Source organism: Mesorhizobium sp. M8A.F.Ca.ET.021.01.1.1 (assembly GCF_003998025.1).
Classification (GTDB): Bacteria; Pseudomonadota; Alphaproteobacteria; order Rhizobiales; family Rhizobiaceae; genus Mesorhizobium.
This window is the reverse complement of record NZ_RZSJ01000001.1, coordinates 61,016-77,251: the sequence shown is the minus strand read 5'-3', so window position 1 is coordinate 77,251 and position 16,236 is coordinate 61,016. Positions and strand designations below refer to the sequence as shown.

The 16,236-nt window shown below is 59.0% G+C and carries 8 protein-coding genes and 4 pseudogenes; 2 read left to right on the top strand and 10 right to left on the bottom strand.

Annotation, left to right across the window (positions count from 1 at the left end; all coding sequences use genetic code 11):
• Positions 1-291 precede the first annotated feature (291 nt).
• From EOA36_RS00330 to EOA36_RS00300, 7 genes and pseudogenes are all read right to left on the bottom strand, one after another.
• On the bottom strand, positions 292-1,767 hold the full coding sequence (locus EOA36_RS00330) for an NAD-dependent succinate-semialdehyde dehydrogenase (protein WP_126102500.1): 1,476 nt from the start codon (positions 1,765-1,767) through the stop codon (positions 292-294).
• A gap of 405 nt (positions 1,768-2,172) precedes the next feature.
• Positions 2,173-2,898 (bottom strand): annotated as a pseudogene (locus tag EOA36_RS38875) (pitrilysin family protein); the annotation flags it as partial.
• A gap of 549 nt (positions 2,899-3,447) precedes the next feature.
• Positions 3,448-4,752 (bottom strand): annotated as a pseudogene (locus tag EOA36_RS00320) (pitrilysin family protein); the annotation flags it as partial.
• Positions 4,753-6,685: 1,933 nt separating this feature from the next.
• Complete coding sequence (locus EOA36_RS00315; protein ID WP_126063917.1) at positions 6,686-8,014, bottom strand: HAMP domain-containing sensor histidine kinase; 1,329 nt, start codon at positions 8,012-8,014, stop codon at positions 6,686-6,688.
• Positions 8,011-8,670 (bottom strand): response regulator transcription factor, encoded by a 660-nt coding sequence (locus EOA36_RS00310; protein WP_024505389.1) that lies wholly within the window; start codon positions 8,668-8,670, stop codon positions 8,011-8,013. Before EOA36_RS00310 ends, EOA36_RS00315 begins: the two co-directional genes overlap by 4 nt.
• A gap of 619 nt (positions 8,671-9,289) precedes the next feature.
• Positions 9,290-9,722, bottom strand: a pseudogene (locus EOA36_RS00305) (helix-turn-helix domain-containing protein); the annotation flags it as partial.
• Positions 9,723-9,966: 244 nt separating this feature from the next.
• Positions 9,967-10,425 (bottom strand): response regulator transcription factor, encoded by a 459-nt coding sequence (locus EOA36_RS00300; RefSeq protein ID WP_224570033.1) that lies wholly within the window; start codon positions 10,423-10,425, stop codon positions 9,967-9,969.
• 754 nt (positions 10,426-11,179) lie between these two features.
• Between EOA36_RS00300 and EOA36_RS00295 the strand changes: the two genes are divergently transcribed.
• Positions 11,180-12,301, top strand: a complete 1,122-nt coding sequence (locus tag EOA36_RS00295) for a DUF418 domain-containing protein (protein WP_024505387.1) — start codon at positions 11,180-11,182, stop codon at positions 12,299-12,301.
• Positions 12,302-13,095: 794 nt separating this feature from the next.
• On the opposite strand, the pseudogene EOA36_RS37930 reads toward EOA36_RS00295, so the two are convergent.
• Positions 13,096-13,312, bottom strand: a pseudogene (locus tag EOA36_RS37930) (transposase); the annotation flags it as partial.
• 524 nt (positions 13,313-13,836) lie between these two features.
• Between EOA36_RS37930 and EOA36_RS00290 the strand changes: the two are divergent.
• Positions 13,837-14,049: a cold-shock protein gene (locus EOA36_RS00290; RefSeq protein ID WP_008874821.1), complete on the top strand. Its 213-nt coding sequence runs from the start codon at positions 13,837-13,839 to the stop codon at positions 14,047-14,049.
• Between the two features lie 228 nt (positions 14,050-14,277).
• On the opposite strand, the gene EOA36_RS00285 is transcribed toward EOA36_RS00290, so the two are convergent.
• A complete protein-coding gene (locus EOA36_RS00285; protein ID WP_024505385.1) occupies positions 14,278-14,748 on the bottom strand; it encodes a MucR family transcriptional regulator in 471 nt (156 codons plus the stop codon).
• Between the two features lie 894 nt (positions 14,749-15,642).
• Positions 15,643-16,185: a tetratricopeptide repeat protein gene (locus EOA36_RS00280; protein ID WP_081714429.1), complete on the bottom strand. Its 543-nt coding sequence runs from the start codon at positions 16,183-16,185 to the stop codon at positions 15,643-15,645.
• Positions 16,186-16,236: the final 51 nt, after the last annotated feature.

Here is a 16,236-nt window from a genome sequence, read left to right as displayed (position 1 = left end):
ACAATGTAGAATGCGCAACAGGGCAAAAGCTGATCCATCGGCGGTTTATCAATGCTTTTTGGCTTGGCACGGCACATGCAACGCAATCGGCAAAAGGCGCACGAACTGAGTGGCCCATCGGCCCTAGGAGCGCTGACTTATGCCCTCCCAAGGCATGTCCGGCCCGGCAGCGAGCTCAGTCTCCTGCCGGGCATCCGTGTTTCAGGTCAACGGCGTTTGGAACTTCCAATTAGGTGGCGGCATTGGCCGCAGGCCGCCCCCCGGTGGGGCGGAGAGACAGTGCAGCAGGTTTCAAATCCCGCCCATGCAAAGATATTTCATTTCCAGATAGTCCTCGAGGCCATGACGGGAACCCTCCCGCCCGATGCCGGATTGTTTGATCCCGCCAAACGGTGCCGCCTCCGAGGACATGCGTCCCGTGTTGATGCCAACCATGCCATATTCCAGAGCCTCTGCCACACGCCAGACCCGCTTCAGGTTTGAGGCATAGAAGTATGCGGCGAGGCCGTAGATCGTGTCATTGGCCTCGCGCACGACCTGATCCGCATCGTTGAAGCGAATGATCGGCGCGAGCGGCCCGAATGTCTCCTCTTGCGCGACTGCCATGACGCTGGAAATCTCGGTGAGGACCGTGGGTTCGAAAAACGTGCCATTCTTGCCGATACGTTGGCCCCCACATCGTATTGTGCCGCCTTTCGCAATGGCATCTGCGATGTGAGACTCGATCTTGGCCAGAGCATGCCTGTCGACGAGCGGTCCGATGTCTACTCCGGCACCGAATCCGTCGCCAACCGACAAGTGCCGGACTTTCTCCACGAATTTCTTGACGAACTCATCGTGAACGCTCGATTGGACGTAAATACGGTTCGCCGAAACGCAGGTCTGGCCGGCATTGCGAAACTTCGCCTGGATCGCACCGTCAACAGCAGCGTCGATGTCGGCATCATCGAAGATGATGAAAGGTGCGTTGCCGCCGAGCTCAAGGCTAACCTTCTTGATCTGGTCAGAGCACTGACGCATCAGCAGCCGCCCGACCTCGGTCGAACCGGTGAAGCTGATCTTGCGGATCTTGGAATTGGTGCAGAGTTCACGGCCGACGCGATCACCTTCGGACGCATAGATCAGGTTGACCACGCCATCGGGAAAGCCGGCCTGATGGGCAAGGGCGAACATTGCGCCAGCCACGAGCGGCGTCTGTTCAGCGGGCTTGAGCACGATCGTGCAGCCCGCAGCCAAGGCCGGCGAGATCTTGCGCGCCACCATGGAGGCCGGGAAATTCCATGGCGTGATCGTGCCAACAACGCCGATGGGCTGCTTGATCACTAGCATTCGGCGGTCTGTCGAGGGTGCCGAGATCGTCTCGCCATAGACGCGATTGGCCTCCTCGGCATACCATTGCAGATACGCCGCCGCATGCGATACCTCTGACACGGCTTCGGCAAGCGGCTTGCCCATTTCCGCGGTCAGAATCGCGGCGAGATCGCCTGCATGGTCGATGATCAGCTGATGCCATCGCCAAAGAACGTCGCTACGCTCTCGGGCAGTCAACGCGGCCCATCCCGACTGCGCAACATAGGCCTTGTCTACCGCAGCACGTGTCTCCTCCACGCCCATATCGGGAAGCTCTGCCAAAACTTCGCCGGTCGACGGATTGACGACCTCGAACGTCTTATTGCCAACCGGTCTGCCGAGTGCCGGCAGGCGGTCGATGGCTCCAAACAGGTGCGGGGATTTCAGACGGCGGATCATCGGCAGGCACAGGGGCAATACCGGATTCCTCCTCAACGCAGCGAACATCCAGGTCGACAGGCCGTCGGTGTGTATTCTGCACCAGCGGGTTCGTCCTAGGGCCTCGGCAAAGCAGTTGGTAGACCAAACATACGACAACAGTTCCGTTAGTTTGAGTGCCCGCGGTTCATCAGTTGATGGATTGAGCAGCCGGATGTTTGCTTCATCCACCCGCTGCCTGCTGGTGGCGTGCGAGTGTATTCTGCAAAAGGCGGCATGCATGCTGAGGAGCGCCTTTTCGGCGAGAGGCCCCTGGACCGCCAATGCCGCGCAAGGCCCGCGAAACGACTCCGCGGGTCTGCATGATCTGCTTGGCCCACCGGCCTCCATATTCGCTCTTCCCACGAGAAGCCCCAAGGAAGAAGGAAGGCGAGATGAGTTTCTTTACTCATCCTTGCCGCCCAGCGGCGGGCCGACCACCAAAATGGCGGGCTCGGCCGAAAGCAGCTTCTTGGCCGCCGCCTTGACCTGTTTGAGCGTCACCCGACCGATGCTGCGGGCGCGACGCTGGTTGTAGTCGACGTCGGCATTTTGAATCTGCAAATCCAGGAGCCGGTCTGCAATCGAGCTGGTCGAGCCCAGACGGTCAATGGCATAGGTGCCGATCAGGTGCTTCTTCGCCGCCTTGAGCTCGGCCCCGGTCGGTCCTTGCTGCGCCATCTGCTTTACCACCTCTCGCACGATGCTCAGCGTTTGGGCGGCGCAATCCGAGCGTGTCTCTGTCGTAACCAGAAGCTTGTCAAGGGTCAGTTCAGAGCTGACGTGATAGGCAAGGCCGCGTTTTTGGCGTACCTCCTCGTAAAGGCGGGAAGTCAAGTATGAGCCGCCAAGGATGTCGTTCATCAGCACGGCGGCGTAGAAATTCGGCGCGCTACGCTTCACGCCAGGCCAGGCCAACGTTAGCGAAGTCTGCGGCAGGTCGTAGTTCTCCTCCACCAGTTGACCGAGTTTCGGCGCGACATCGTAGACGGGGACGAGGGTTTGTTGCTCAGGCAAATCACCAAACAGCTGGTCAAGCCTTTCCCTCAACGTGTTCGCGTCAATGTCACCCACCACGGCAATATGGAGCCCGTCGCGAGCGAAAATGGCCTGGTGGAAGGCGAGGAGGTCGGACGGCGTGATGCCGGCGAGGCTCTCTTTTGTGCCTTCTCCCGGCCTTGAACAAGGATGCGCGCCGTAGATCGCGCGCAGCCATTTGCGCTGAGCGATTGCGCCAGGGTCTCGCTCGCTGCCGACGATGCCGGAGACAATCTCGGCGCGGACGCGATCGATCGGCCCCTGGTCGAAGCGCGGCGCGTTCAGCGCGAGCCGAAGCAGGCCGAACGCGGCGTCCTGCTTTTTGGAAAGCATGCACACCGATCCGTAGATGTCGTCGCTTTGCGCGTCCAAACTCATTTCGGCGCCGGCATCGTCGAGCTTCACCTGGAAGGCATCGCTGTCGTAATGGCCAGCGCCTTCGATGAACAGGCCGGCCATCAGTTTGGCCATCCCCTCCTTCCCGACCGGGTCCTGCGTGGTGCCGCCGTTGAAGGCAAAGCCGATGTTGACGATTTCCACTGTGTGGTCCTCCACCAGCCAGGCGATGATGCCCTTTTCGGACTTCACCTCCTGGATGTTCATCGCAGCATGGGGCTGAGCGCCGAGCGTCATCTCTTGATTCTCCGTCTTGGGCAAGAGATAGCCCGTGGTCGAACGGTCGAACGCGAGATAGCGGGCGGCAACTGCTTTGATTTGCGCGGCGGTAACCCTGCGGATGCGAGACGGCCGTTCCTCGACATCTTTCACGGTGCCGCCGGTGGCCAGCGTCGAGCCGTAGATGCAGGCGAGGTCGTCCTGGTCGTCTTCGGCAAAGATCATATCGCGCACAAAGCGCTCCTTGGCCTTGCCCAGTTCCTCGCTGCTGACACCATCCTTGGCAATGCGAGCGACTTCGGCAGCGGCCGCCGCTTCGAGATCGGCCAGCTTGGCATCGCCGCGCGGCGCGCCATAGATGGCGAACCTGGTGTCGTCGAGCATGGTGCCCTGGAAATAGGCGCAGGCGCTGGAAGCGATACCTTGCTGGACAGCGAGCGCCTGGTAAAGCCGGCTGCGGTTACCGCCGCCGAGGATTTCGGACAGCAGGTCGAGCGCTTCGGCCTCGCCCGGCTTGGCGGTATGGTAAGACGGCACCACCCACTGCGTCGAAAAACTGGGCACGCTGACGCGGGCGTCGGAGAGCGTGACGGTGCGCCTGGTGTTCTGCTCGGGCTCAACCGGCCGGATGCGCGGCGGCAGGTCGGGCCCGCGCGCCACCTTGCCATAGGTCTTCTCGGCCAGCACCTTCACCGTTTCCGGCTCGACATCGCCGGCCACGATCAGCACGGAGTTGTTGGGCCAGTAGTATTTTTCATAGAAGGCGGTGGCGTCGACGCGGTTCAGCTGCTCGATCTCCTGCATCCAGCCGATGATCGGGATGCGATAGGGCTGGTTCTGCCACAGCGTCGCGTCGATCTCCTCATGGAGCACGTCCTGCGGGTTGGTGTCGGTGCTTGAGCGGCGCTCCTCGATGACCACGTCGCGCTCGGTCTTGACGACATCGTCGGTGAGGATGAGGTTTCGCATTCGGTCGGCCTCGAAGCTCATCATCAGCTCGAGCGCCGACGGCGCCACTGTCTGATAGAAGGCGGTGTAGTCGGAGGAGGTGAAGGCGTTGTTGGAGCCGCCGATCTCGAACACTGCGCGGTCGAATTCGCCGCCCGCATGGTTGGTCGTCGCCTTGAACATCAGATGCTCGAAGAAATGGGCGATGCCGGATTTGCCCGGCGGCTCGTCGGCGCTGCCGATCTTGTACCACACCATGTGGGTGACGATCGGCGCCCGGTGGTTGGGAATGACGACCACCTCCATGCCGTTGTCGAGCACGAAATCCCTCGCCTTGCCGTCCTCCCATGCGACGGGGATCGGAGCCGGCCCCGCGCCGACCAACTCGGACGCAACGGACGTCCTGCGAAGCCCATGAGTGCGGGGCTTGCTTGGTAGTTCTGGTAGGGAGAGTGGGGTTATGGGCTGCGTTCCTGGCAAAGTGATCTGTTCCTCATTTTGAAGGATCTATGTCTCCCGAACGCCTATTGGGAGAAAGTGGATCGGCACGCGACGCCGAGCCACATGAGCCGTCAGCGTGTTGCTGGGCCTGACGCGAGCCTCATCTTTGGATGCGTCCGGGAAACTTTCGGCATGGTGAGGCCATGGGAAGTCTGCTCGTTATCCATTGGGTGTTTGCGGATACCTGAGCATGCCCCGTGCCAAGTAAGAAAGCCCCGATTCGCAAGGTTTGATCCAACCTTGATACTTGCGATATCCGACATTGTCGGGCATCCGACAGAAAGCGCCTTTCGCCGGCGCGCCGGCTATGACGCTCGCCTCCTCCGGCGTGACGACGATCCTTTGGCGGGCGCCGCGCACACCGATCTGCCCGCCTATCAGCACCGCGACATCGAAGGACAGCGCGATCGTGACTGGATGGGTCTTACGCAAACATGCAGCAGTGCCACCGCGATCAGGACTTCATCCGCCCCACAAAGACCCGAGCGCGAGGGACGACGTGTAAGGCTAATGATGCCGCGCATAAAGAGGTAAGGTCCCTCGTCGTACCGGCGAGCCCCTTCGCTGGGTCTCGCGAGGGTCTGGTTTGCGAACGTCGACCGACAGCATCACGGCATGGGCGGCCCCATCGGTAGGCAAGCATTGACCGTGCCATCAGCGTTGAGGCAGCGCAGAGCCCAATTTCCCGGTGCCAGCCGGTACGTTGGAGCTTCAACTGTGGCCAGCCAAGCGGGCCGAGGCCGTGAAACTCCTGATACCCTGGACCGTCCGGATTGCAACGCACGACGCCTTGGTCTCGCGCCAACGTCCATTGACGCTCAGCGAAGCATCATGCGGACGAGCTGGGAAAGCTTGGCCGGGCCGGCGCCTTCCCAGGCGCATGGGACGCGCGACGACCCATGTGGACCTTGGATTTCACTACGCACTTACGCTGCTTTGGCCTTGTCAGCAGCCTGAGCATAAAGCGTGCTCAGCTTTCAGGGCGAGCCTCTTTCATGTTGATAGCATCTGTCGTCATTCAGGATCGCCCCATTTTCGCATGCCGCTTGCAGCTTTCAGACTGTTGTCAGCCAGGGCCGCCATAAAGGGTCTCGTTTAACGCATTCGGGAGGCTTCATCACTCGACCACATTAATTTCGGGCGGTTCGCCGGCGCTCCGAATGGCACTTAACACCAGATCCTCTCCAAACCCGTGATGATCCAAGAGGAAAACGAAAAATCCCTAAATCATAAAAAAGCACCGATACGGTCGGCTCCAGGCTGATGAAATTGCGGTCTCACTGGCCACGCACGATACTTGCGATGGCGATGGCCATTGCAAAGGCCGGTCAAGCACCCAAGACGCTGACAAGCACGCCTCCGACCAAAGCTCGATCGTTGGCAGCCTTTCTAGCCGTATACTTGGGGCATTTTGGGACGGCGATCCGGACGCCGATTAAAACCTGCCGGTCGTCTAAATGGAATGGTTGGTCCGGGTCCTTACTGGACCCCGCCAACCCGATCGGGCCGGCGCACAGGGGCACCCAGACAATTGGACACGTCGCCTTTGCGCGGCGGCTTGCACTTTCTCGGATGGCCTTTTTTCTCCCCGGGCGAAATCGAGCGAGCGGTGAGGCGGAGCCTTCGATTTTGCCGATCATGTCGTGTCGCTTCGATCGAACTGCTCAGACGATGATAGCGGCATTGATTGCCGCGGCCGAAATGCGTTGTGTGAAGTACGATTTCTACGCCGTATACATACTGCCGTACAGTTCGCCCTGTCAGCAGCCTTGCCAGCAATCCGCCCTGTGTCCAACTGTCGTCGAATTCACCGGTGTCATTGAGGAATTCGTATGATCGCCTCGAAACCATCATTGCGACCGCGGGCGGGCGACGCAAGCTCTAGACTGCCACCGATCCGCTGGATAACCATGTTAGCGATATGTAGACCAAGGCCTGAGCCCGCAGCAGGAGTAGCACCACGACTAAATCGCTTTGTAAGCCCTTCGAGGTCGGGGAGGGGCACCACCGGTCCGGCGTTTGCAATAGCGATGGTTCCATCAGTTTGGACGGAAACTGTTGTCGGAACAGTGGGCAGTCCATGTATCAGCGCATTCTCGATCAGGTTACGAAGGAGGATCCCAAACGCATCGACATCCACTTTGCGCATCAAAGTGGTGCAGCCGTCGACGTTAAGATGCAGGCGTCCGGCATATTGCGGCTTTTTCCTCAGGTCGTCGATTTCCAGCCGAACCGATCGGACAAGATCGATCGCGTGATCCGCCATGCCAACCCCCGATTCGGCTTGAGCGAGCTGAAGCACTTTTTCGACAAGGCGGCCAAGGCTCGACAGCGCTTGCTCGATGCCGCGCGCACGCATTTTGGCCGACCCATTGGGAAGCTCGGCCACTAATCTCTGCATCTGAGCGATTGAACCTGCGATCGGCGTGCGCAGTTCATGCGCACTGTTTGCGGCGAACTCGCGTTCGGCCTCGAGAGCCGCCCGCAGACGATCGAGAAGCCGATTGACGGATGCCGCGATTGGAGCCAACTCTGCCGGGAAATCGCCCAAGTCCATTGGTGACAGATTGCCGCCGTCGCGCGATCCGATCTGCTGTCGCAGTACCTCGATTGGCCGCAGCGAGCGCCGGATCACGATCCACCAAACAGCTAAGCTAAAGGGCAGGAGCACGAGTGTCGGAAGGAAGACAAAAAGTGCGCCCTTCGCGATTGTGGTACGGCGGCCATCAAGCGGTTCGGCCAACTGATGATACACGCCGTCTTGGATCTCCTCTGTGTAGACGCGGTAATCAGCGTTTCCCCAAAAGCCGTTACTCAGGGGAGCATCAGGGAAGGGCTGCTGACCCTCTTCCGGTTCGGAAATAAGCACTACCCCGTACTTATTAATAACCTGCTCACGATAGGTCCAGTACTTTTTATAAGTTGGCAAGTGGTTATTGTATTGATCAACGTGTTTTCCATTCAAGACCTTGATCAGCTCTGGTTCTCTGTACTCTGCGCTCGCCTGGAGCAAGTCATCCGAACTTTCGTTTACATTATTGCAAAAAATGAACGCAGCAATGGTTGGGGCGGCGATCCAAACCAGGAGCGTTGCCCCGCCTAACCACGATATCAGCTTTCTCGTCATGCTGTTCGAGTTCGTCATGTGACCACGAGCCTGTATCCGGAGCCACGCACGGTTGCTATTCTATCCCCGCCGATCTTCTTGCGGAGCCGGCTGACATAAACCTCCACTGTGTTGCTCTCGAACTCCGAATTGAATGAATAAAGCGCGTGCTCGATCCTCCCCTTTGAAACGACCGAACCGGGCCGGCGTAGAAGGCAGTCGAGCACCGCCCATTCGCGTCCAGACAGGTGGACCTCCTGCCCGTCGCGGAAGAGGCGTCGCTCGGCTGCCTGTATGGAAAGCGTCCCAACCGAAAATTGCGGCTCCGGAAAATGCCCTTGGCGACGTGCCACTGCACGGATGCGTGCCGAGAGTTCCCCCAGATCGAACGGCTTGACCAAATAGTCGTCGGCGCCAGCGTTGAGCCCCTCGATGCGGTGCGAAATCCGATCGCGGGCTGTCAGAATGATGACCGGCGTTGTATCAAGCCCCTTGATCAGCTCCCGCAGATAGTCGATGCCATTGCCGTCCGGCAGGTGAACGTCGAGCAAAATAACGTCGTAGCCGGCCACAGCTGCATGACCGCGCGCTCCGGACAGGCCCTCGGCCCAGTCGACCGCGTGGCCACCAGCCACCAAATGATCGTGCACAGCACTTCTAAGGTCGTCGTCGTCTTCAATGAGCAGTATTCGCATCAGGCTGCCGAGCTCCGGTATGAGGGCAAGGCTCCTGCCTTATTGATCGAAGCTGACAGTAGGCTGAACCGGCGCCAGCGAATATCTGGGGGCTTTCAGGCTGCTGTCAGCTACAATTGCAAGAAAGGGGTCGTTAACAAAGCCAAACGAAGAGGCCTTATGAAACCCCTCCTGATCTCGGCACTTTTGCTCAATGTGACCACCGGCGGCTGTACACTGGTTGGCGGGCAATTCGACGTGGCGGTCAACGAATGGCAGCCGCGCCACGCGTCAATGTCCAGGCTTGAAACTGACAGGTGTCTTAAATACGAGGGCACCGTAGCGGGTGCCTCCAGTTATCGAACAGTGCCTAGCAGGTCAGAAGTGCACTTTGACCATAGGGGTCGTCCGTATTTTCGGCGCTCGCGAACAGAGTCGACGGTCAATCGATGCGCCACTGCCAGAGTCTGGAACGGTCAAGTGTTTGTTATCCCCCGTCCGGGCCATATTCTCTGCCGAGGACCAAGAAGGCCCTATTTTCGGTGCCCACGAACAGAGCCAACGGTCAATCGATGCGCCACTGCCAGGGTCTGGAACGGTCAAGTGTTTGTGATCCCCTGTCCCGGCCGTGTTCTCTGCCGAACTCGCCCTTGTAGTCGGCACACCAAAGATCGTTAGGGCGACAGCCGTTTGAAAGTGGTGTCCCCGTCGCCCTGTTGCGCCTGCGCTTGCGGCGCTCGACCATGCCGGCGGTCGAGCACGGCATGCACGGTCGAGATCGCGGGCCGGTGCACATCCGGATACAGCCGGGCCAGCCGCTCGCGTATCTTCGGCGCACCCCATGTCGGCTTGTCTTGCTTGAGGCGCACAATCAGCTTCTCGATTTGAAACGGAAGCTGATTGGCGTGGCGATAGGGCCGCCGCGATCGGTCCGTCAGCCCCTCCAGGCCGCTGTCGTTGTAGCGCGTGAGGATCTTGTAGCCGGTCTTGCGCGAGATATCGAACTCCCGGCAAAGCACCGCCATCTTCTCGCCGTCCAGCAGCCGGGCGACGAACTTCAGCCGCTCTTCCATGACGTTACACTCCTTCCAAGGCACCTTGCTCTCCTTGCAAAGGGCCGAAAGTGTAACCCATCTATCCGGAATGAACTGTCACCCATCTTTCGGGAAGGGCAGTCATGGCCAAGGCAACTGGAAGCCGAATTTTCTTTTAGAGTATGAATCAGCGCCGTCTGCCGAAAAGCGCGTCCACGATCTTCCCTTTTGAAACGACCGTGCAGGGCTGGGGCAGACGGTAGTCGAGCACCGCCCATCCGCGTCAAGTCAGGTAGACCTCCTGCCCGTCGCGGAAGAGGCGTCGCTCGGCTGCCTGTATGGAAAGCGTCCCAACCGAAAATTGCGGCTCCGGAAAATGCCCATGGCGACGTGCCACTGCATGGATACGCGCTGAGAGTTCCCCCAGATCGAACGGCTTGACCAAATAGTCGTCGGCTCCAGCGTTGAAGCCCTCGATGCGATGCGAAATCCGATCGCAGGCTGTCAGAATGATGACCGGTGCCGATTCAAGTTCCTTGATCAGCTCCCGCAGATAGTCGATCCCATTGCCGTCCGGCAGGTGAACGTCGAGCAAAATAAGGTCGTAGCCGACCACAGCTGCATAATCGCGCGCTTCGGACAGGTTCTTGGCCCAGTCGACCGCGTGGCCACCAGCCACCAAATGATCGTGCATAGCACTTCCAAGGTCCTTATCGTCTTCAGTGAGCAGTATTCGCATCATGCTGCCGAGCTCCGGTATGAGGGCAAGGCTCCCATCTTATTGGTCGAAGCTGACAATAGGCTGAACCGGCGGCAGCGAATTATTTGGGGAGCTTTCAGGCTGCTGTCAGCTACAACTTGCAAGAAAGGGGTCGTTAACAAAGCCAAACGAAGAGCCCCTATGAAACCCGTCCTGACCTCGGCACTTTTGCTCAATGTGACCCCCGGCGGCTGCATCAGCAAATTGATTTGGGAAACAGGCGCGCCGGTTCTAATGACCGACGCAGGCCGAGGTCTGGAACAGCTGGACCAGCGAACGGCGTCTTCGGTTTTTCAGGCAACAGCCACATGGAAGAATATGATTGGCTCGACCATGCGCCGAGCTTTGTCGAACGGATTGGTCGCGGGCGCACTACCACAGATTATGGCAGGTTTACGCCCTGGCCTTGACACCCGGGGTGATCGTCACCGGCGGAGCCGCGGCGTACTGATCGGATATCTAACGTCGCTGAGTCTCTCGTCGGTGCAGTGGATCTCTCGGCTTAGCCATCATGCAAAAAACGACGGTTCCGCGACACCACTTTTCAGGTCCGTGACACAGGCTTTGTGAGCCGATCTGTTGTTCTTACCCCAGGCTAATGGCTGAACAGCTCTGTCGCCGGCTCGATGCGCCAGATGGCGCGATGTTTTGAACCCTTTCACGAGGCGACGGCAGCAGCCGACCGGCTCTCCTATCGCGGCTCCCGCGATCCACACACCCAGCAAGGGAATCTACCATGGTAATGAAGGCACCGGTTGCCGACGCTAGGAATGGGTCGGTAGTAGATCGGCTGGTCGGCATCGACCTCGCTCGGGGCCTGGCTGTCTTCGGGATGTATGCCGCCCATCTCGGTCCCGACCCCGGCGAAGGAGGACTAGTCGGGTTTCTGATGGAACTAACCCATGGGCGGCCGTCGGCCCTGTTTGCCGTATTGGCCGGTTTTTCAATCCTCCTGATTACAGGTCGCAAGGCGCCGAAGTCGGGGATAGCCGGTAGACAGGCCATCGCCAGAGTCGCAATTCGTGCCCTTGTTTTGCTCGCGCTTGGCTCAATCCTGGGCTGCCTCGGTACCCAGGTCGAAGTCATCCTAGAATACTACGGAATTTGCTTCTTGTTGGTATTGCCGCTCCATCGGCTCAGCGCATATCAGCTGGGCTTGATCGCTGCCGCTACGGCATTAGTTCTCCCGCAAGTCCGTTCCTCCCTTCTGTCGGTTGCCCCCAACCTCCTCGACCCGGTCTTCAACCTCATGGTCAACGGCTACTATCCCGCGGTGACCTGGGTTCCTTTCCTCATCGCTGGCATGGCCATCGCGCGCCTTAATCTTAATACGCTAGCAGCGCATTGGCGCCTTGGTCTGGCGGGGGTCGCGCTGGCCGTGTTGGGCCATGGGGGATCCTTGCTCGCGCTGAGTTCCCGCGCTTTGACTGAAACCTCCTTGTGGTGGTCTGACGTTGACGGCGCTTTTGAGCCTTCCAAGTCGTCATTTATAGTCAAGTCGTCATGGATAGCCGCACCTCATAGCGAAACGACGCTTTCGATCGTGGGCAGCACCGGTTGCGCAATGATCATCTTGGCGGCTTGCATGCTCGCTGTGGATGCGCTCCCGCGTCTGCGAAAGCTGGTCTGGCCAATAATCGCAGTCGGCTCGATGTCTTTGACGGCCTATGTGCTGCACATTGCGGGAATAGCCTATCTTATGAAGATAAACATTTTCAAAGACGAGAGCCTGTCCACGCTCTTTGGCTTCGTTGTGGTTATCAGCACTTTTGCGGTGCTTTGGCTGCGCGTCTTCCAGCGAGGACCGATGGAAGTGCTGATGGGTAGGGTCGCAGATCTCGCGCGTCACATCCGCTGAGCACCGCCGCGCCCCGGCCTCCCGATCACATTACGGACAAGGTGGGGCTTTGTCCAAAGCTTGTTCGCGGCAGGGGAGGGTACTTCCTCCCACCCTGCCGCCTTGTTGATGGAAGCTAAAACGGTCGCGCAGGCGCTAGAGTTGCATCGGCATAATCAGCTTAAACTCGCGAAGTTAAACCCGCGGTTGGTCTATCTCGGCCCGCCTCACCTGAAAGGCTAAGGTATCCGTTTCGGTCAAGGGTTTTAGGGGCCATTTTCGCTGCGCCTTGAGGAGAGCGTTTGCTAGGATGAGGAGCTTTCGCAACAAGATGATGACCTTTGCGGGTTTGCCTGCCGCCTTTAGCGCCTGGTATTTTGCCTTGAGGTCGGGGTTGAAGCGCAGGGCGAAGGGCCGGGCATGTAGAGGGCCTGGCGAACATTGGCCCGGCCGCCCAGGCGCGGCCGCTCCATTTTGCCGAGGCCGGCGAGGCTTGCGGCCTTTGGTTCCGAGTTCCGGCATGTCGATGGTGAGTGTGCAGGCGGTGGCATCCGATGCGCCATATGCTGGTCAGGATTTCGCGGCGCTGGACAGCGTCGGGATCGGCTTTCATGAGGGTAAGCATCGTCTGATCGATATCGCTGAGTTCACGTGGATCTGCTTCCAGCCACTCGTTGTTGTGGCGCCTGAGCAAGGCAAGCGGTCAAGGTCTGGCTCTGGTGCTGGCTGCGGTGCGATCCCCGCACGGGCCAGGTGCCGATCGTGTCGACGATCCACCTCGCCGCGACCAGAGAGCTGCTACTCTCTTCCGCTGTTCATTCTGGCCTCTTCGCAATGAATGTCATAAAATCACCTGTCGCAATTAATGGTTTTTGATTTGGCTCCAGCAGCTGGCAGATATCGCCGAGAGTTCCGCAGAGAGCGTCGAAAGTTTTGGCCGCCTTCTTCCGCAGCCGCGCCTTGAGTTTTGAGCAGACCTGTCTTGATCGGGTTGAGATCGGGCGAGCATGGCGGCAGGATCAGGAGCCAGTGCCCTTTGGCCAACCAGTGGGCGGCGCGTACCTTGCCGACAATCTGGGGTTCCGAACCCGACAGTTGGTTTTCAACCCGACAGTGGCCCGCCTCAGAGCAGGCTACCGCCCTTCGGAGCAGGCAGAAGCTAATCGAGGTTCGCGGGTTCCGGTTTGAATGTGCAGGTCGCTGCGCGCCTGATCTTTCGGTCTGGCGGCACATGACAAAAACCCTCATTTTGGCCGACGATACCCGGTCAGGAGCGGGTATCGCAGTCGAGAAGCGACCCGAGCACGTCCACAAGATGTGCCGAGTTTGCAAGGTGTGTCATTGTTTCTGTCAACGTTCGAGCGACAGCGCACGACGAAACGTCTGGCATACGCCTCGTCTGGCACGCGCCTCGCATATGTTGCAGTTGCTGCTGGAGATCAGGCGATCGAGTGGGCCTTGCAATTTTCCGATTTTGATGCGCCTAAAGTCTCGTGTACAAATCAGGCTGGCGTGAATGGCCTGCCTAAGTTGCGACTTATTACAAAGGAATGGATATGGCGACTGGAACGGTGAAGTGGTTCAACAGCACGAAGGGTTTTGGTTTTATTCAGCCTGACAACGGCGGTCAGGATGTCTTTGTCCACATTTCCGCTGTTGAACGAGCGGGCCTGTCGACCCTTAATGAGGGCCAGAAGATCAACTACGAGGTGGAACAGGATCGCCGCACGGGAAAGTCCTCTGCAGGCAGCCTCAGCAAGGCTGGCTAACGGTCCGGGAAAGCCTTGGCAAGGTTCGTCATCGCCGGAACGCATTGACGGCTCGAAACCCGGGCCGGAGCATGCAAGTTAATGCCGCGGCAGGGATTGCTGGAGCCATCATGAATTACTCTGGAAATGAGGCTCTTGGACGGGAAAGGCGGGGCTCATCCCCGCCCTTTGATTCCGCGCAGATTGGGCCAACGGCTGCTGCGCGTCCGAACGACTGTTGATACGGATTTAGGCTGCGACCTTCTTGCGGGTCCGTTTCGCCGGCGCCGTGGCTGGGGCTTCCGGCTCTTTCGGTTTGCGGCCGAGTCCCATGGTCTTGGCCAAGGCGGAGCGCGCAGCGGCGTAATTCGGCGCCACCATGGGATAATCCGACGGCAGACCCCATTTGGCGCGATATTCGTCTGGGGTCAGACCATAGTGCGTCGCCAGATGGCGCTTTAGCGATTTGAATTTCTTGCCGTCTTCAAGGCTAATGATGTAGTCCGGTTCGATCGACTTTTTGATCGGGACAGCAGGTTTTTTTACAGGCACAGGCTCTTCTGCCGGTATGAGTCCAGCCGTGCCGTTTAGAGCCCCGTGCACTTGGGCGATCAGGGCAGGAAGCTCCCCCGCCGGGACGGGGTTGTTGGAGACGTAGGCTGATACAACATCGGCAGTGAGCTCGATGAGGATGTCGGTCTTGTGGGGTTCTTCTGTCATAAACTTCTCCGGGCAGCTTGAAACACAGTTGGGCGAAGTGTCGCTTCATAGTGGCGGTTGCCGCTGAAAGCAAATGGATCGACGGGTGCGCTGCTCCTCCACCATTGAAGTCTCGGCGACGCATCCCGTCATCGTCCATCGCTAAAGGCAGCGTATTGAATTATGGGAGCGGTCGCGCCCGCCCCACCATAGCGATACAGCAAGACAATCAAAAAAGCCGGTCTTTGCTTGGCCCCAAATCTTTTCTCCTTTCGTGAACGCTGAGCTGCCAAGCTGCTACAGTTCACCTCGCGGGGCAACCGTGCACAACACAGGAGTCGCCCGAGCGATACATTCTTCACTTGCCGCTTATCAGCGCTGGTGATTGCACTTTGCAGCCTGCCTCCGGACCCGCAGCGCTCACGCTGTTGGTTTTGCGCCTGCAGGCGTCGGAAGTCGGATCGCCGCAGCTAATTTCCTCAGGCGGACGAATTCAACAAATCGATTGTTTGGATCGAAGGCATCCACACCATCGATGCCTCTAGAATAGGATCCAGCTACAATCACCGTGCTGTAATGGCAGGGACGGCCAGCACAAGCGCGACACGATCCGGCGGGTCCATCGCTGCGTTACGTATTCATGGCTACTGCATCGGGCGCTCGGTCGACCGCCTTAAGCCAGGTCGCCGCATTGCGAGACGGTGACCGGCGAGGGAGAGGGCGCTCTGGCAACGAAGCGAGGCGGGTGGCCTTGCGGGTGGCCGCGTGATGTCATCCGGCTCTCCTGCCGATCTCTGCCGGCCAGATCTGGAGCAACTGTTTTGCATAGATATGGCTCTCTTCAGGGGGCCATCTATGATGGGAGCCGAGCGCGTGTTCGAGCCGGGGAACAGGCTGCGCATGCACTGTGCCCACCTATTGCGATCGTGCTAACCTTGGTTGTTTGGACTTGCCGTTAAAGGCAAGCGACAGATTGAAGTTATGCTGCACCATCTGATTGCCTGGCTCGTTTTCGAGAGCTCGCCGATACAGGGCCTGTGCCGCGTCATGCCGCCCCTCAATGTCCAAAATCACGCCCTTCGCATTCAATGCACGTACGTTTCCTGGGGCTGCAACCAAGACGCTGTCGAGCACCTCAACCGCTTCGTGCGGGCGCTTCTGGCCCACCAAGGCATTTGTAAGTCGTATCGCCGCATCAACATTGTCCGGGTGCTGCTTCACCTCATCCCGCAAAGCCCGCTCTTGAACATCCTGACCAACTTCGCGCAAAATGCGTTCGCGCATAGCCGGATCGATTTGATCGGCGCTGAGCAACTCGGGGGAAGATGTCTCCTGCACGGAAAGAGCCGGCTTTTGCCAGCTGGCGCAACCGCCCAAAGGCAGAATGGCGAGTACGGCAAAAAGAAGTGAGTTCCGGCGCAGAAACATAGGCGATGGAGAAACTGTATTACTATTCATGTTATCTCTCAGTTATCGGGGAGGCGCGTGGCGTTCAGTTAGGAAAGGTGG

Coding starts and splice junctions, on each gene's coding strand:
- EOA36_RS00315 (WP_126063917.1), bottom strand. CDS start 8,014: ATGACGAACTCGAACAGCATGACGAGAAAGCTGATATCGTGGTTAGGC.
- EOA36_RS00310 (WP_024505389.1), bottom strand. CDS start 8,670: ATGCGAATACTGCTCATTGAAGACGACGACGACCTTAGAAGTGCTGTG.
- EOA36_RS00300 (WP_224570033.1), bottom strand. CDS start 10,425: ATGATGCGAATACTGCTCACTGAAGACGATAAGGACCTTGGAAGTGCT.
- EOA36_RS00295 (WP_024505387.1), top strand. CDS start 11,180: ATGGTAATGAAGGCACCGGTTGCCGACGCTAGGAATGGGTCGGTAGTA.
- EOA36_RS00290 (WP_008874821.1), top strand. CDS start 13,837: ATGGCGACTGGAACGGTGAAGTGGTTCAACAGCACGAAGGGTTTTGGT.
- EOA36_RS00285 (WP_024505385.1), bottom strand. CDS start 14,748: ATGACAGAAGAACCCCACAAGACCGACATCCTCATCGAGCTCACTGCC.
- EOA36_RS00280 (WP_081714429.1), bottom strand. CDS start 16,185: ATGAATAGTAATACAGTTTCTCCATCGCCTATGTTTCTGCGCCGGAAC.